17 protein-coding genes are annotated in these 14,154 nt (G+C 72.8%); 6 read left to right on the top strand and 11 right to left on the bottom strand.

The window, feature by feature from the left end; translation table 11 throughout:
* From CCN39_RS44285 to CCN39_RS44265, 5 genes are all read right to left on the bottom strand, one after another.
* A partial coding sequence (locus CCN39_RS44285) for a sulfate/molybdate ABC transporter ATP-binding protein (RefSeq protein ID WP_086852758.1) occupies nt 1-1,000 on the bottom strand: 1,000 nt, incomplete at its 3' end.
* A complete protein-coding gene (locus CCN39_RS44280) occupies nt 997-1,728 on the bottom strand; it encodes an ABC transporter permease (protein ID WP_434781162.1) in 732 nt (243 codons plus the stop codon). The genes CCN39_RS44280 and CCN39_RS44285, both read right to left, overlap by 4 nt.
* 94 nt (nt 1,729-1,822) lie before the next feature.
* The gene (modA, locus tag CCN39_RS44275) at nt 1,823-2,629 is read right to left on the bottom strand and encodes a molybdate ABC transporter substrate-binding protein (RefSeq protein WP_086852753.1); all 807 of its coding nucleotides are present in this window, start codon (nt 2,627-2,629) and stop codon (nt 1,823-1,825) included.
* Nucleotides 2,626-3,030, bottom strand: coding sequence for a TOBE domain-containing protein (locus CCN39_RS44270; protein ID WP_086852751.1), 405 nt, complete (start codon nt 3,028-3,030; stop codon nt 2,626-2,628). The genes modA and CCN39_RS44270 overlap by 4 nt, the downstream gene beginning before the upstream one ends.
* 33 nt (nt 3,031-3,063) lie before the next feature.
* Nucleotides 3,064-3,543 carry a MarR family winged helix-turn-helix transcriptional regulator gene (locus tag CCN39_RS44265; RefSeq protein WP_086852749.1) on the bottom strand — a complete coding sequence of 160 codons (480 nt, stop codon included), beginning with the start codon at nt 3,541-3,543 and terminating at the stop codon, nt 3,064-3,066.
* Between the two features lie 137 nt (nt 3,544-3,680).
* Between CCN39_RS44265 and moaA the strand changes: the two genes are divergently transcribed.
* The 3 genes from moaA to CCN39_RS52695 all read left to right on the top strand — a co-directional run bounded on the left by moaA (nt 3,681) and on the right by CCN39_RS52695 (nt 6,488).
* A complete protein-coding gene (gene moaA / locus CCN39_RS44260) occupies nt 3,681-4,688 on the top strand; it encodes a GTP 3',8-cyclase MoaA (protein ID WP_086852747.1) in 1,008 nt (335 codons plus the stop codon).
* Between the two features lie 10 nt (nt 4,689-4,698).
* The gene (locus CCN39_RS44255; RefSeq protein WP_086852762.1) at nt 4,699-4,950 is read left to right on the top strand and encodes a MoaD/ThiS family protein; all 252 of its coding nucleotides are present in this window, start codon (nt 4,699-4,701) and stop codon (nt 4,948-4,950) included.
* An 896-nt stretch (nt 4,951-5,846) separates the two neighbouring features.
* On the top strand, nt 5,847-6,488 hold the full coding sequence (locus tag CCN39_RS52695) for a LysM peptidoglycan-binding domain-containing protein (RefSeq protein WP_086852745.1): 642 nt from the start codon (nt 5,847-5,849) through the stop codon (nt 6,486-6,488).
* Between the two features lie 222 nt (nt 6,489-6,710).
* Here the strand turns inward: CCN39_RS52695 and CCN39_RS49820 are convergent, their stop codons facing one another.
* Nucleotides 6,711-7,166, bottom strand: a complete 456-nt coding sequence (locus CCN39_RS49820) for a MarR family winged helix-turn-helix transcriptional regulator (protein WP_143264391.1) — start codon at nt 7,164-7,166, stop codon at nt 6,711-6,713.
* A gap of 53 nt (nt 7,167-7,219) precedes the next feature.
* Here CCN39_RS49820 and CCN39_RS44235 point away from each other — a divergent pair, with 53 nt between their 5' ends.
* On the top strand, nt 7,220-7,666 hold the full coding sequence (locus CCN39_RS44235) for a nitroreductase family deazaflavin-dependent oxidoreductase (protein ID WP_244211294.1): 447 nt from the start codon (nt 7,220-7,222) through the stop codon (nt 7,664-7,666).
* Here CCN39_RS44235 and CCN39_RS44230 read toward each other — a convergent pair.
* The 4 genes from CCN39_RS44230 to CCN39_RS44215 form a co-directional block, all read right to left on the bottom strand.
* The gene (locus CCN39_RS44230) at nt 7,653-8,573 is read right to left on the bottom strand and encodes a molybdenum cofactor biosynthesis protein MoaE (RefSeq protein ID WP_086852744.1); all 921 of its coding nucleotides are present in this window, start codon (nt 8,571-8,573) and stop codon (nt 7,653-7,655) included. The two genes, CCN39_RS44235 and CCN39_RS44230, sit on opposite strands and share 14 nt — an antisense overlap.
* Nucleotides 8,570-9,040 carry a cyclic pyranopterin monophosphate synthase MoaC gene (moaC, locus tag CCN39_RS44225; RefSeq protein ID WP_086852742.1) on the bottom strand — a complete coding sequence of 157 codons (471 nt, stop codon included), beginning with the start codon at nt 9,038-9,040 and terminating at the stop codon, nt 8,570-8,572. The genes CCN39_RS44230 and moaC overlap by 4 nt, the downstream gene beginning before the upstream one ends.
* A gap of 20 nt (nt 9,041-9,060) precedes the next feature.
* The gene (locus tag CCN39_RS44220) at nt 9,061-10,449 is read right to left on the bottom strand and encodes an NAD-dependent malic enzyme (RefSeq protein WP_086852740.1); all 1,389 of its coding nucleotides are present in this window, start codon (nt 10,447-10,449) and stop codon (nt 9,061-9,063) included.
* Nucleotides 10,450-10,554: 105 nt separating this feature from the next.
* The gene (locus CCN39_RS44215; RefSeq protein WP_086852738.1) at nt 10,555-10,734 is read right to left on the bottom strand and encodes a hypothetical protein; all 180 of its coding nucleotides are present in this window, start codon (nt 10,732-10,734) and stop codon (nt 10,555-10,557) included.
* An 89-nt stretch (nt 10,735-10,823) separates the two neighbouring features.
* On the opposite strand from CCN39_RS44215, the gene CCN39_RS44210 reads away from it, so the two are divergent.
* Nucleotides 10,824-13,061 carry a helicase-associated domain-containing protein gene (locus CCN39_RS44210; protein WP_086852736.1) on the top strand — a complete coding sequence of 746 codons (2,238 nt, stop codon included), beginning with the start codon at nt 10,824-10,826 and terminating at the stop codon, nt 13,059-13,061.
* Between the two features lie 74 nt (nt 13,062-13,135).
* Nucleotides 13,136-13,693 carry a hypothetical protein gene (locus tag CCN39_RS44205; RefSeq protein WP_086852734.1) on the top strand — a complete coding sequence of 186 codons (558 nt, stop codon included), beginning with the start codon at nt 13,136-13,138 and terminating at the stop codon, nt 13,691-13,693.
* Here CCN39_RS44205 and CCN39_RS44200 read toward each other — a convergent pair.
* The coding region (locus CCN39_RS44200; protein ID WP_143264390.1) for a DUF742 domain-containing protein at nt 13,690-14,154 on the bottom strand (465 nt) is incomplete at its 5' end. The genes CCN39_RS44205 and CCN39_RS44200 overlap by 4 nt on opposite strands.

Raw genomic sequence — 14,154 nt, 5'->3', positions numbered from 1 at the left:
GCTCCAGGGCGAGCTCGGCGACGGCGGCCGGGGTGAGGTCGGCGGTGAGGCCGTGGGCCCAGCCGTCGCCCTCGGCCCGGACCCGGATCACCGGCCCGTGCGGCTCCAGGGCGGCGACGACGGCGCCGGTGGTGTTGCGCGGGCTGCCGCGGTGCTCGCCGTCGTGCGGGTAGACGGCGACGGCGTTCGGCGGGAACACCGCCACCACCGGCTCCCCCGGCACCACGTCGGCCGCCGGGAGGCCGCTGACGACCTCGCCGGACGCCGTCCGCAGCCCTTCGGCGACGGCGGTCCCGGCGACCAGGTTGAGACCGGCGATCCGCGCGGTGAACGCCGTCCGCGGGGCCGAAAGCACTTCGCGGGTCGGGCCGCGTTCGACGATCCGGCCGTCGTTCAGCACCGCGACGTGGTCGGCGAGCGCGAGCGCGTCCAGCGGGTCGTGCGTGACCAGCACGGTCGTCGGCCCGGTCTTGAGGACCCTTCGCAGCAGGCCGCGGATGGCCGGTGCGGCGTCGACGTCGAGGGCGGCGAAGGGCTCGTCGAGCAGCAGGAGGTCCGGCTCGGCGGCCAGCGCCCTGGCGATCGCGACGCGCTGGGCCTGGCCGCCGGACAGCTGTCCCGGCCGCCGGTCGGCCAGCGCGACGGCGTCGACCTCGGCCAGCCAGTGGAAGGCGCGCTCCCGGGCGGCGCGGCGGCCGGCGCCGGTCGAGCGCGGCGAAAAGGCGACGTTGTCCGCCGCCGAGAGGTGCGGGAAGAGCAGGGCGTCCTGGGAGAGCAGGCCGATCCCCCGGCGGTGCGGCGCGATGCCGGCCAGCGCGCGCCCGGCCACGGCGATTTCCGCGGACGCCGGCGTGATCAGCCCGGCGAGGCAGCCCAGCACCGTCGACTTGCCCGAGCCGTTGGGGCCGAGCAGGGCCAGCACCGTTCCGGTGGGCACGTCGAGCTCGACGTCCAGCGAAAACGAGCCGCGCACGGCGGTGATCCGGGCAGTCAGGCTCACCGGAGCCCGCCTTCCCACGCGCGCGGCCGCGCGACGGCGATCACGACGACCGCCACGACGATGAGCAGCAGCGAGAGCGCCACGGCGCTGTCGATGTCCACCTCGGCCTGCGTGTAGACCTCGAGTGGCAGCGTGCGCGTGACGTCTTCGAGGCTGCCGGCGAAGGTGATCGTCGCCCCGAACTCGCCGAGCGCGCGGGCGAAGCTGAGGACGACACCGGAGCCCAGCGCGGGCAGCAGCAGCGGCAGCGTGACCCGCCGGAAGACGGTCCACGGGCGCGCGCCGAGCGTCGCGGCGACCTGCTCGTAGCGGTCGCCGGAGCCGCGCAGCGCCCCTTCGAGGCTGACGACCAGGAACGGCATCGCGACGAACGTCTGCGCGATGACGACGGCGGCCGTGGTGAACGGGACCGACTCCCCGGTCAACGCGGTGATCAGCGCGCCGAGGAAGCCCTTGCGGCCGAGCAGGTAGAGCAGCGCGAGACCGCCGACCACCGGCGGCAGCACCAGGGGCAGCAGCACGATGGAGCGCAGCAGCCGGACCCCGCGGAAGCGGGCCCGGGCGAGGACGACGGCCAGCGGCACGCCGAGCAGCACACAGACCAGCGTGGACAACCCGGCCGTGATCAGCGACAGCCGCAGCGCGTGCCAGGACGACGGCGTGACGATCAGCGACGGCAGCCGCGTCAGGTCCGAGCGCACCAGCAGGCCGACCACCGGCAGCACCACGAGCGCCAGCGCGAGGGTGGCCGGGACGGCCAGGACCCACGGGACGCGCGAACGGCCGGCCGGGACGGATCCCGGCCGGCCGTTCGCGAGCCGCTTACTGCGCAGGGCCGAACCCGGCCTTCGTCAGCTCGTTCTTGCCTTCGGCACCGAGGACGAAGTCGTCGAACTCCTTGGCCAGCGCGCCCTGGCCGCCCTTGACCACGGCGATCGGGTAGCTGTTGACCGCCTGGGCCGCCTCGGGGAAGTCGACCTTGTCGACCTTGCCCGCGGCCGACGTCGTGTCGGTGACGTAGACGAGGCCCGCGTCGGCGTCACCGGAGGCGACCTTGTTCAGCACCTGCTTGACGTCCTGCTCTTCGCTCTTCGGCTTGAGCGTGACGCCGGTCGCCGTCTCGACCTTCTTGGCCGCCGCACCGCACGGCACCTGCGGCGCGCAGGTGATCACGGTCAGGCCAGGCTTGTTCAGGTCGGCGAACGACTTGATGCCCTTGGGGTTGCCGGGGGCGACCGCGATGGCGAGCTTGTTGGTCCCGAAGACCGTCGGCTGGCCGTCGATCACGCCGCCCTGGACGGCCTTGTCCATGGTGGCCTGGTCGGCCGAGGCGAAGACGTCCGCCTTGGCGCCGTTGGTCAGCTGCTGGACCAGGCCGGACGAGCCCGCGAAGCTGAACTTCACGGTGGTGCCCGGGTGCTTGGCCTCGAACGCCTTGCCGAGCGCGGTGAACGACTCGGTGAGCGACGCGGCGGCGAACACGGTCAGCGTGCCGCCACCGGCGTTCGCGGCCCCCTTGGGCGCGGGCGCGGTGACCGACGCGCCGGGCTGCGTGCTGGGCTCGTCCGAGCTGCTGCACGCGCCCGCGAACAGGGCGACGGCCGCCACGGCGAGAGCGAGCTTCTTCATTTACTTCCTTCCGGTGTCTCCACCACAACAGTGGTCGCTTTGACCACCGCGACCGCGAGCACCCCCGGGCGCAGGCCCAGCTCGCGGACGGCTTCGGTACTCATCAGGGACACCACGCGGTGCGCCCCGCACTGCAGTTCCACCTGAGCCATCACCTTGTCGGTGATGACCTCGGTGACCAGCCCCACGAACCTATTGCGGGCGGACCGGCCGACCGCCGACGGGTCGTCGGGCGCGGCGGCCTGCGCCCGGGCGAACCCGGCGAGCTGGGCGCCGTCGACGACCTTGCGGCCGGCGGCGTCGTCGGTCGCGGTCAGCTGCCCCGCGCGCACCCACCTCCGGACGGTGTCGTCGCTGACGCCGAGCAGGCGCGCGGCCTCGGACAACCGAAATTGCGGCATGCCGCAGACATTATCTCCGCAGTTGAGGAAAAGCTATGCGGGGCGCGCCTCGCCCATCACTTCGGCGCGCAGCTGTTCGAGGATGACGTTCTGATAACGCTCGATAACTTTTCGCTCGGCCGGGGAGAACTGCGCGAGCTGCTCGCGGAGGGCGTCGAAGGCCGACTCGAAGAGCGGCGCGAAGCGCTCGGCCGCTCCCGGCACCACCTCGACCAGGACCTTGCGGCGGTCCTCGGGGTCGCGCACGCGGCGGACCAGGCCGACCTTCTCCAGCCGGTCGATGACGCCGGTGACCGCGCCGGTGGACAGGCCGGTCAGGCCGGCGATCCGGCCGGCGGTGAGCGGTCCACCGGCCTGGATCACCAGGTCGAACGTCTTGTGGTCGGTGCCGGACAGGCCCATCCGCTCGGCGATCCTGGCGTGCCGCAGGACGGTGAAGGTGCTGCCCTGCCTGCCCAATTCCGCGAAGCGGAAGAGTTCCTCATCGGTGACCGGGTAAGTCTTTTCCGTCACGGGCCCTCGTTAGTTCGTCCACTGAACCACTCACTGCGCAAAGTATCCCAAGGGGCCGTTGCGGAGCTACTCTGTGCGTAATGACAGCAGTGGATCTCGGGTTTCCTCGCGTCCCCGGTACACGAGGATCTTCTCGCGTGCCCCGGCCCGAGAACCCCCATCTCATCGACACCTTCGGCCGGGTGGCCACCGATCTGCGGGTTTCCCTGACGGACCGGTGCAACCTGCGCTGCACCTACTGCATGCCCGCGGAGGGCCTCGACTGGATGCCCGGCGAGCAAGTGCTGACCGACGACGAGCTGGTCCGGCTGATGCGGATCGCCGTCGAAATGCTGGGCGTCACCGACATCCGGCTCACCGGCGGCGAACCGCTGCTGCGGCCGGGCCTCGAGGACCTCGTCGCGCAGATCACGGCGTTGTCGCCCCGGCCGCGGCTGTCCATGACCACCAACGGGATCGGGCTGGCGCGCCGCGCGGCGGCCCTCGCCGGGGCGGGGCTGGACCGGATCAACGTCTCGCTCGACACCGTCGACCCCGAGCTGTTCAAGACGATCACCCGCCGCGACCGGCTCTCGCACGTGATCGCGGGCCTCGCCGCGGCGCGGGACGCCGGGATGTCGCCGGTGAAGGTCAACGCCGTGCTGATCCGCGGGCTCAACGAGACCGAAGCCGTGCCGCTGCTGAAGTTCTGCCTCGACGAGGGCTACCACCTGCGGTTCATCGAGCAGATGCCGCTGGACGCCCAGCACGGCTGGAACCGCGGCGAGATGATCACCGCGGCGGAAATCCTTTCGATGCTGGAGGCGGAGTTCACGCTGACGCCGTTCCCGGTGGCGCGGGGCGGTGCGCCGGCCGAGCGCTGGCTGGTCGACGGCGGCCCCGGCGACGTCGGCGTGATCGCGTCGGTGACCCGGCCGTTCTGCTCGGCCTGCGAACGGACGCGGCTGACGGCCGACGGGGCGGTGCGCTCGTGCCTGTTCAGCAACGACGAAACGGATCTGCGGTCCCTCGTGCGCGCGGGCGCGCGCGATGAGGAGGTCGCGGACGCCTGGCGGGCGACGATGTGGGGCAAGCTCGCCGGGCACGAGATCAACGACGCCGGGTTCGCGCAGCCGATCCGGCCGATGAGCGCGATCGGCGGTTGACGTGGCGACGGTGACCATCGTGGTGCGGTACTTCGCGTCGGCGCGGGCCGCGGCGGGTGTCGAAGAGGAGAAGGTGCAGCTGCCGGCCGGGGCGTCGGTCGCCGACGCGGTGGCCGAGCTGCGCCGCCTCCACCCGGTGGGCCTGCCGCGGCTGCTGGAGGCGGTCAGCTACCTGCTGGACGGCATCGCGGTCCGCGACCTGGCCCGCCCCCTGCGGGACGGCGCCGAGCTGGACGTCCTCCCCCCCTTCGCCGGCGGCTGACCGCCACGGGCCCCGCTCGCGTGCTTGAAGGGTCGGCACGCGTGTCTGGAGGGTCAACTCGCGTGATTGAGGGGTCGACACGGCCGAAGCCGTAAGGAGTTGCTCCGTCCGGCGGAGGCGCCGAGGGTTCGTTCTCCCTGTAAACCGGCGACCGCTCGGGTACGGGGGCCGACCGCTCGGCGACCGGCCTTTCGGCCCTCGGCGTGGCGCGTCACCGATTCCGGGTGTTCGCGGGAAGCTGATCGCGACCGGCCACCACGCCTTCCGGTGACCCGTTTCACCTGGTCCGTCGCCCTGTGTCGGCGTCAGCGCGGGGGTGCGGCGGCCGGGATCGCTCCGACCGGGTCGGGAAACCCCACGAACAGGTGGGACTCCTGTGACTCTTGGGGCAAGTGGGGCACGATTGTCAAGTCTGGCGCCGTCCCCCGCGGGCCCATAAGATGCGCGCTTCAATCGCGATCCGGGCGGCGCGAATGGCCCATTCGCTACCCGAAACACGTGATGCAAGCCTCACGATCCGTGTTTTATCTCGGGTAGGAAACGGGCAGATAACGGCCCTCTGACCTGCATCAACAGGCGTATCGGACGGGGTTGCGTGCCGTTACTGTGACGTAGGTCACGCCTCGAATAATTTCCGATCACGGCCATCGTTACGTACCGTCGCTTTTCGGTTGGCCCCGACCAACCAGCACGACCGGGAATCCGTAGCGCCTAGCCCTGTCCGACGGATCCCCGGACCCATACCCCGAGCGAAAGCATTTCCGGACAGGGGCGAGGGGACGACGAAGACGCGCCGTGCGTCGGACTCGTCTGCCGGCCTGAGACGGTCGGCGCCAGGACCCCGATCCTGACCCTCACACCGGTTCGTAGGCGCTGGGAAACCGAGAAGCATCCAAATGTCTTACCGAGGCAAGCACCGCAAGATGTCCGCAGCCACCCGCACCGTCGCTCGCGTCGCCATCGCGGGCATCGCGGTCGGCGCTCCCCTCGCGATCGCCGCGACCCCCGCGTCGGCGACCAACTGGGACGCCATCGCGCAGTGCGAGAGCAGCGGCAACTGGAACACCAACACCGGCAACGGCTACTACGGCGGCCTGCAGTTCTCGCAGAGCACCTGGAAGGCCTACGGCGGCACCGGCAGCGCGGCGAACGCTTCCCGCGAGCAGCAGATCGCCGTGGCCGAGCGCGTCCTGCAGGGTCAGGGCATCGGCGCCTGGCCGGTCTGCGGCAAGAAGGGCGGCAGCGGTTCGGCGGCCCCCAAGGCCACCGGCAAGGTCACCAAGAAGGTGACCCCGAAGAAGAGCACGACCGCGCCCGCCCCGAAGAAGGCGGCGTCGGCCCCGGCCGCCCCCGCGGCGACCGGCGTGAGCAGCTCCAACCCGGCCGGTGACTACACCGTCGTGGCGGGCGACACGCTGTCCAAGATCGCCAAGCAGTTCAACGTCCAGGGCGGCTACCAGAAGCTGCAGGACCTGAACGCGAAGTACATCCCGAACGCGGACCTGATCCTCGTCGGGCAGAAGATCGCCACCAAGTGACGATCACGCAGTGATGCGCGAGTCCGGCCTCGAGCCGTGACCTGACAGGGCTCCCACCGCCGATCCCCCGGGCGGTGGGAGCCCTTCACGCGTTCCACGGACCTCTGGCGCGTCAAGCGCCCCGGTGACACCCCAGGCCCCCGAAAACGGCCTCCAGCGGCCCCACAGGCGCGCCAACGCCGCGTCTTGCACAACTTCCCCCCGCGCGGCGGAGACACGCTCTCAGCGCGCCCGGATCCGCTCCGCCTCCGCCAGCTGCATCCGCTCGCCCTTGCGCAGGACCTCGATCACCAGCTCCAGCTGCTCCGGCGAGTAGCCCGCCAGCAGGGCCCGGCCCGCCCGCTCGATCGGCCCGTAGACCTCCTCCAGCAGCCCCGCCGCCTTCGGGGTCAGCTCCACCACCGCCCGGCGCCGGTCGTCCGCGTCCGTGCGACGCGTCAGGTGGCCCGCGTTCGTGAGCCGCTGGATCGCCGTCGTGGTCGCGGCCGGGCTCAGGTTCGCCTCCGCGGCCAGCTTGCCCGCCGTCAACGTCCCCGCTGCCGCCACCAGGCCGATGATGCGCAGGTCCGTGCGGTTCACGCCGAACGCCGCGGCCGCCGCCTCGTCCACCACGTCGTTGGCCGCACCGAACGCCGCCGCGGCGAGCGTGGCCTCGGTGACCCGTGATTGCTTCGACACTCGAAAGAGTCTACCTTGGCCGGTAAGTATTTCGATAATCGAAAGGATTTGCCGTGCCGACCCACGCCGACCTGCCCGGCTGGCTCCGTCCCGCCAACCGCCTCGTCCGCCTCCTGACCAGCATGGGGCTGCGCCTGGGCACCATCCACGTCCTGACCGTCCCCGGCCGCCGCTCGGGCGTGCCACGGCCCACTCCGGTCTCCCCGCTCACCGTCGACGGCCACCGGTACGTTGTCGCCGGGCTGCCGGACGGCGACTGGGCGCGCAACGTCCGCGCCGCGGGCCGCGGCGAGCTCGCCTACGGACGCCGGAAGCAGGCCGTGACGCTCGAGGAGGTCACCGACGCCGCAACCCGCGCGCAGGTCATGCGGGCCTTCCCGCGCGAGGTGCCGGGCGGGGTGCCGATGTTCGTCAAGCTGGGGCTGGTCACCGCCGCCGATCCGGACCAGTTCGCCGCGGCCGCCGACCGGGTCGCGGCGTTCCGGATCACGGCGAGTTGACCCACTCGTCCGAGCCGTCGGTGAAGTGCTGGTGCTTCCAGACCGGCAGCCGCGCCTTGACCTCGTCCACCAGCTCCGAGCACGCCGAGAAGGCCTGCCCGCGGTGCTCCGCCGCCACGGCGCAGGCCAGGGCGACGTCGCCGATCGTCAGCGCCCCCAGCCGGTGGCTCACGGCCACCGCGCGGACGCCGGTCCAGCGCGCCGACAGGTCCGCGACGACGTCGGCGATCACCTGGCTCGCGCTCGGGTGGCCTTCGTACGTCAGGTCGCGGACGCCCTTGCCGCCGTCGTGGTCGCGGACCACGCCCGCGAACGTCACCACCGCGCCCGCCGCGTCGTCCTCGACCAGGCGGGCGTGCTCCTCGACCGACAGCGGCTCCTCGGTCACCAGGGCTCGCGCGACCCGCACCGAGGGGGCCGGCGCCGAGGGACGCGGGTGGTCGCCGCCCGCCAGCTGGTCGACGGCGTGCTCCAGGACGCCGTCCAGCACGCCCAGGCCGTCCTTGACGCCGCCGCTGGAGCCCGGGAGGTTCACCACCAGGGTCCGGCCCGCCACCCCCGCCACACCGCGCGACAGCACCGCGGTCGGCACCTTCGGCAGGCCGGCCGCGCGGATCGCGTCCGCGACACCCGGCAGCTCGTGGTCCAGGACCGCGCGGGTGACGTCCGGGGTGCGGTCGGTCGGCGAGATGCCGGTGCCGCCGGTGGTGAGCACCACGGCGACCCCGTCGGCCAGCGCCGCCCGCAGCGCGACACCCACCGGGTCGCCGTCCTCGACGACGACCGGCGCCGGCACGTCGTACCCGCGGTCCGCCAGCCAGGCGGCGATCACCGGGCCGGTCTTGTCCTCGTAGACGCCCTTCGCGGCGCGGTTGGACGCCACGATCACGCGCGCGCTGCGCTTCACGGCCGCTCCCAGGTTCCGGTCTTGCCGCCGTCCTTGCGGAGCAGGCGGACCTCGTCCAGCGTCGCCGCCGGGTCGACGGCCTTGATCATGTCGTGCAGGGTCAGCCCGGCGACGGCCACCGCGGTCAGCGCTTCCATCTCGACGCCGGTGACGTCGGTGGTCTTCGCCGTCGCGCGGATGCCGACCTCGGCCTCGCCGAGCGTGAACTCGACCTTGACCCCCGACAGCGCGATCTGGTGGCACAACGGGATCAGCTCGGGCACGCGCTTGGCGCCCATGATCCCGGCGATGCGCGCGGTCGCCAGGGCGTCGCCCTTGGGAAGGCCGTCGGTGGCCAGCAGCCGGAGCACCTCGGCGGTGGTCCGCACGGTCCCGGCGGCGAGCGCGGTGCGCGCGGTGGCGGTCTTGCCGGAGACGTCGACCATGCGGGCGGCACCGGTCTCGTCGACGTGGCTGAGTTCACTCACCAGCCGAGGCTACTTCCGGATCAGCGCTCCGCGAGCACGGCCTTCCGGACCGCCTCCGCAACCGCCGGCGCCACCGCGGTGTCGAACACGCTCGGGACGATGAACGACGCGTTCAGCTTGCCGTTGTCGACGACGTCGGCGATCGCGTCGGCCGCCGCGAGCAGCATGTTGTCGTCGATGTTGTGCGCGTGCGCGTCCAGCAGGCCCCGGAACACGCCCGGGAACGCCAGGACGTTGTTGATCTGGTTCGGGAAGTCGCTGCGGCCCGTCGCCACGACCGCCGCGTGCTTCTGGGCCTCCATCGGGTCGATCTCCGGGTCCGGGTTGGCCAGCGCGAAGACCACCGCGTTCTTGTTCATCGTCGCCACCTGCTCGGCGCCGAACAGGTTGGGGGCTGACACGCCGATGAACACGTCGGCACCCACCAGCGCCTCGTGCAGGGTGCCGCTGACCTGCTCCTTGTTCGTGTGCGACGCGATCCAGGCCAGGTTGTCGTCGAGGTTGCCGCGTGCCGAGTGGACGATGCCGTCGATGTCCGCCGCGACGATGTCGCCCGGGTTCTTCTGCAGCAGGAGGCGGATGATCGCCGAACCGGCCGCGCCGACGCCGCTGACCACGATCTTGCAGTCCGTGATGTCCTTGCCCACCACGCGCAGGGCGTTGCGCAGCGCCGCGACGACCACGATCGCCGTGCCGTGCTGGTCGTCGTGGAACACCGGGATGTCCAGCTGCTCGCGCAGGCGCTTCTCGATCTCGAAGCAGCGCGGCGCCGCGATGTCCTCGAGGTTGATGCCCGCGTACACCGGGGCCAGCGCCTTGGCGATCATGATGATCTCCTCGGTGTCCTGGGTGTCCAGGCACACCGGCCACGCGTCGACGTCGGCGAACTTCTTGAACAGCGCCGCCTTGCCCTCCATCACCGGCAGCGCGGCGGCCGGGCCGATGTTGCCGAGGCCGAGCACCGCCGAGCCGTCCGTCAGCACCGCGACCGTGTTGCGCTTGATGGTCAGCCGGCGCGCGTCCTCGGGGTTGGCGGCGATCGCCTGGCAGACGCGGGCCACGCCCGGGGTGTAGGCGCGGGAGAGGTCGTCACGGTTGCGGAGCGCGACCTTCGGGGTGACCTCGATCTTGCCGCCGAGGTGGATCAGGAACGTCCGGTCGGAGACCTTGCGGACCTTGACACCCGGCAGCGAGTCCAGCGTCTGGGTGATGTCGTTCGCGTGGTTCTCCGACAGCGCGTTGGCGCTGATGTCGACCACGATCGATTCGGAGTGGGACTCGACGACGTCGAACGCGGTCAGCACGCCGCCGACCCGGCCGACGGCGGCGGTCAGGTCACCGGCCGCGGTGACCGAGGCCGGGGCCTCCACCCGGACGGTGATCGAATATCCGGGACCGGGAACCGGCATGGCACTACCCCCGTGGTGGGAAAGGTGGGCTGGGACGGGTGGAAACCTACTCCCGTGACCGCCCTCACGAGGGGCCGATACCGGTACTGACCAGTAACTATGCGATCAGCGGTTGATCTCGGTCTCCGGGTGCACGTAGGGCACCGTGTCGAGGGGGAAGGTGATGTCGCCGAACGGCGACAGCGCGCCCTGGCGATCGGCCGCGAGCTCGGTCACGGGGTGCTCGCCGTCCTCGCCCGGCCAGGTCGGGTCGACGCCCTTGTGCTTCTTCTCACCCTTGGCCACAACGTCCTCCACAACCGGTCTTCGGCTTACGCAGACAGTCTGCCTCAGCCCGCGCAGCCCGGCGCAACCGCCCGGTACCCTGGTCTTCTATGCCCGCGACCTCTTTGGCGGACTGGCTGCGTGCGGAGTCCGACGACGCACTCGCAGAGCTGCTCCGCACGCGGCGCGACCTGTCCACGCCCCCGCCCTCCGACAGCACGGTGCTGGCCACCCGGGCCGGCACGCCGGGCTCGGTCGCGCGCGCCTGCGAAGACCTCGACACGTTCACCCTGGCTGTGCTCGAAGCCTGCCTGCTCGCCGGCGCCGACCGCGACCCGGTGCCGGTCGAAGACGTCGCGAAGCTCGTCGGCACCGACATCGCCGAGCCGCTGGCGTGCCTGCGCGCGCGGGCCCTGACCTGGGGTCCGGACGACGCCCTGCGCGTGCCGCCCTCGGCCCGGGAAGCGCTCGGGCCGTTCCCGGCCGGGCTGGGCACGTCGGTGCCTTCGCTGGCCGGCGAAGACCTCGGCGCGCGGCTGGCCGAGCTGTCCGACGACGAACGCGGCGTGCTGACCGCCCTCGCCGCCGGGCCGCCGATCGGCCGCACCCGCGACGCCGGCCTCGACCTCTCGCTCGAGAAGGCCGAAACGCCGGTGCAGAAGCTGCTCGCCCGCGGCCTGCTGCTGCGGCGTGACGACCAGACCGTCGAGCTGCCGCGCGAGCTCGGCATCGCGGTGCGCGGCGGGGCGTTCGCGCCCGGCACGCTCACCGAGCCCGCCCTGCCGGTCCACCCGCACCAGCCGTCCACCCTGGACGAGGCGGCGGCCGGTGAGGCGATGGAGTTCCTGCGCCACACCGAAGCCCTGCTGCGCGCGTGGTCGGCGGCGCCGCCGCCGGTGCTCAAGTCGGGCGGCCTCGGCGTGCGGGAACTGAAGAAGCTCGCCAAGGACCTGGAGATCGACGACGCGCAGGCGATCCTGCTGGCCGAGCTGGCCGTGGGCGCCGGGCTCGTCGCGGACAGCGAGACGACCGTCCCCGAGTGGGTGCCGACGACGCTGACCGACTCGTGGCTCGCGTCGCCGACCGCGCAGCGGTGGATGACGCTCGCCCAGGCGTGGCTGGAGCTGCCCCGGCTGCCGGGGATGGCCGGCGGGCGCGACGCCAAGGACAAGCCGATCGCGCCGCTGTCGGAGGACCTGCGCCGCCCGCTGGCGCCGGTCGCGCGGCGGCGGGTCCTCACCGCGCTGGCCGACCTGCCCCGGGGCGCCGGGGTGAAGAGCGTCGACGAGCTGGTCGCGGTGCTGGCCTGGCGGGCCCCGCGCCGGGGCGGGCGGCTGCGGGACGAGACCGTCCGCTGGACGATGGCCGAAGCGAGCGCGCTGGGGATCGTCGGGCTCGGCGGCCTCACGACGGCGACGCGGGCGCTGCTCGCCGATGACCGGCCGGGCGCGGTCGAGGCGATCCTGGACGCGCTGCCCGCGCCGGTGGACCGCGTGCTGCTGCAGGCCGACCTGACGGTCGTCGCGCCCGGGCCCCTGGAACCGGAGCTGGCGGCCGAAATCTCAGCCGTGGCCGACGTCGAGTCGGCGGGGCACGCGACGGTCTACCGGATCACCGAGGCATCGGTGCGGCGCGCGCTGGACACCGGCCGCACGGCCGACGAGCTGCACGCGCTGTTCAAGTCGAAGTCGGCGACCCCGGTACCGCAGGGACTGAGCTACCTGATCGACGACGTCGCCCGGCGGCACGGACGGCTGCGCGGCGGCGTCGCGGCGTCGTTCCTGCGCTGCGACGACGAGGCGCTGCTGGCCGAGGTGCTGGCCCACCCGGTCGCGGCGGAGCACGCGCTGCGGCTGATCGCGCCGACGGTCGTGATCAGCCCGGACCCCCTGCACGAGGTCCTGGCGGCCCTGCGCGGCGCCGGCTTCGCCCCGGCGGCGGAGGGCCCGGACGGCCGGGTGGTCGACATCCGGCCCGGCGGCCGCCGCCTGCCGGCCAAGGCCCGCGCGGCCCGCCGCAGCCCGGGCGAGCAGGCGGTGCTGACGGAGGACCAGGCGGCCCGGATCGTCTCCAACCTCCGCGCGGGCGACGCGGCTTCGGCCCGCCGCCGCGGTTCCGCGGTGCGAGCACCGGTCGGCGGCGGCGCGGACACGTCGGCGACGCTGGAACTGCTGTCCCGGGCGACGCTGGAGCGCCGCGAGGTGTGGATCGGGTTCGTGGACTCCCGGGGAACGGCGAGCCAGCGCGTGGTCCGGCCGGTGCGCGTCGGCGGCGGGGTCCTCGAAGGCGAGAACAACGAGCGCTATTCGCTGCACCGGATCACGTCGGCCGCGCTGGTCGAGGACTGACGCCGGATCCGGTGAATTCCCGCCGGACCGCTTCGGGCCGGTGGTAAGCGTGGTGCATGAAGCGGGGAACACGCGTGACCGCCCTGGCCGCGGCAACGGTGCTCGGCGGAGCCGGGACCGCGGCGGCGGCCGCGCCGCCCGTCCACTTCGCGTACACCGTCACCGGGACCACCCACATCGCGAAGCCGGCCGCCGACCTCGAGCTCGGCCCGGGCCGGTTCGCCGTCGACATCGGACCGGGCACCTTCTCCGGCACGATCACGCTGCCGCCGGTCGAGGTCACCCGCTCGGTGCCGGGCGTGGGCCGGGTCGGCGGAACCGTCACGTTCGGCCCCGGCCACGCCGAGGGCTCGGTGTCCGGCGGCTTCTCCGGTTCGGCGACCTGGCCGGTGACGCTCTCCGACGTCCGCGTCAACGGGGCGCCGTACGACGTCGGCGCGGAGTGCGGCACGGCCGAGCCGGTGACGACCGAATGGACTTCGGACGAGTTCGCCGTGGCCAAGGGCGGCCGGCTCGAATCGACCTACGCGATCGGCGCCTTCGAGAACTGCGGTTCGGCGACACCGCTGATCAACGGGTTCGTGCCGGGGCCCGGCAACACCATGGCCCTCGACCTCGCCCCGGCCGCCTAGAGGGCGCGCAGGCCGGCCAGGACGCGTTCCATGAACTCGCGGGACGACCGGTCGCCGAGGATCAGCTCGGTCTGGTGGATCAGCACCAGGCCGATGTCGGCCATGTCGCCGACCAGCACCTTCACCACGCCGAGGGGCAGCCGCAGGTGCGCGGCGATCTCGGCGACGGACCGGGTGTCCAGGCACAGGTCGCAGATCCGGCGGTGCTCGACCGAGCGGACCCCGCGGTAGCGGCGCCCGTCGTCGGACGTCGAGACGAGGGCCTCCAGCGCCAGGTTGTGCTCGGACCGGGTGCGGCCGCCCGTGCGGGTGTACGGGCGGACCCGCGACCCGGGGGACGCGACGGGCACCGGGCTCGCCACGCGGGCCGGCTCGTTCCAGGCCGGGTCCTCCCACGGTTCCGGGTTCGGGATCCAGCGGGTCTCCGGGTCCGGCGGCGGCGTCCAGTCGGCGGGCGGCGG

The sequence above is a fragment of the Amycolatopsis kentuckyensis genome (genome assembly GCF_002155975.1).
Taxonomy (GTDB): Bacteria; Actinomycetota; Actinomycetes; order Mycobacteriales; family Pseudonocardiaceae; genus Amycolatopsis; species Amycolatopsis kentuckyensis.
This window is presented reverse-complemented; position numbering and strand designations above follow the sequence as displayed.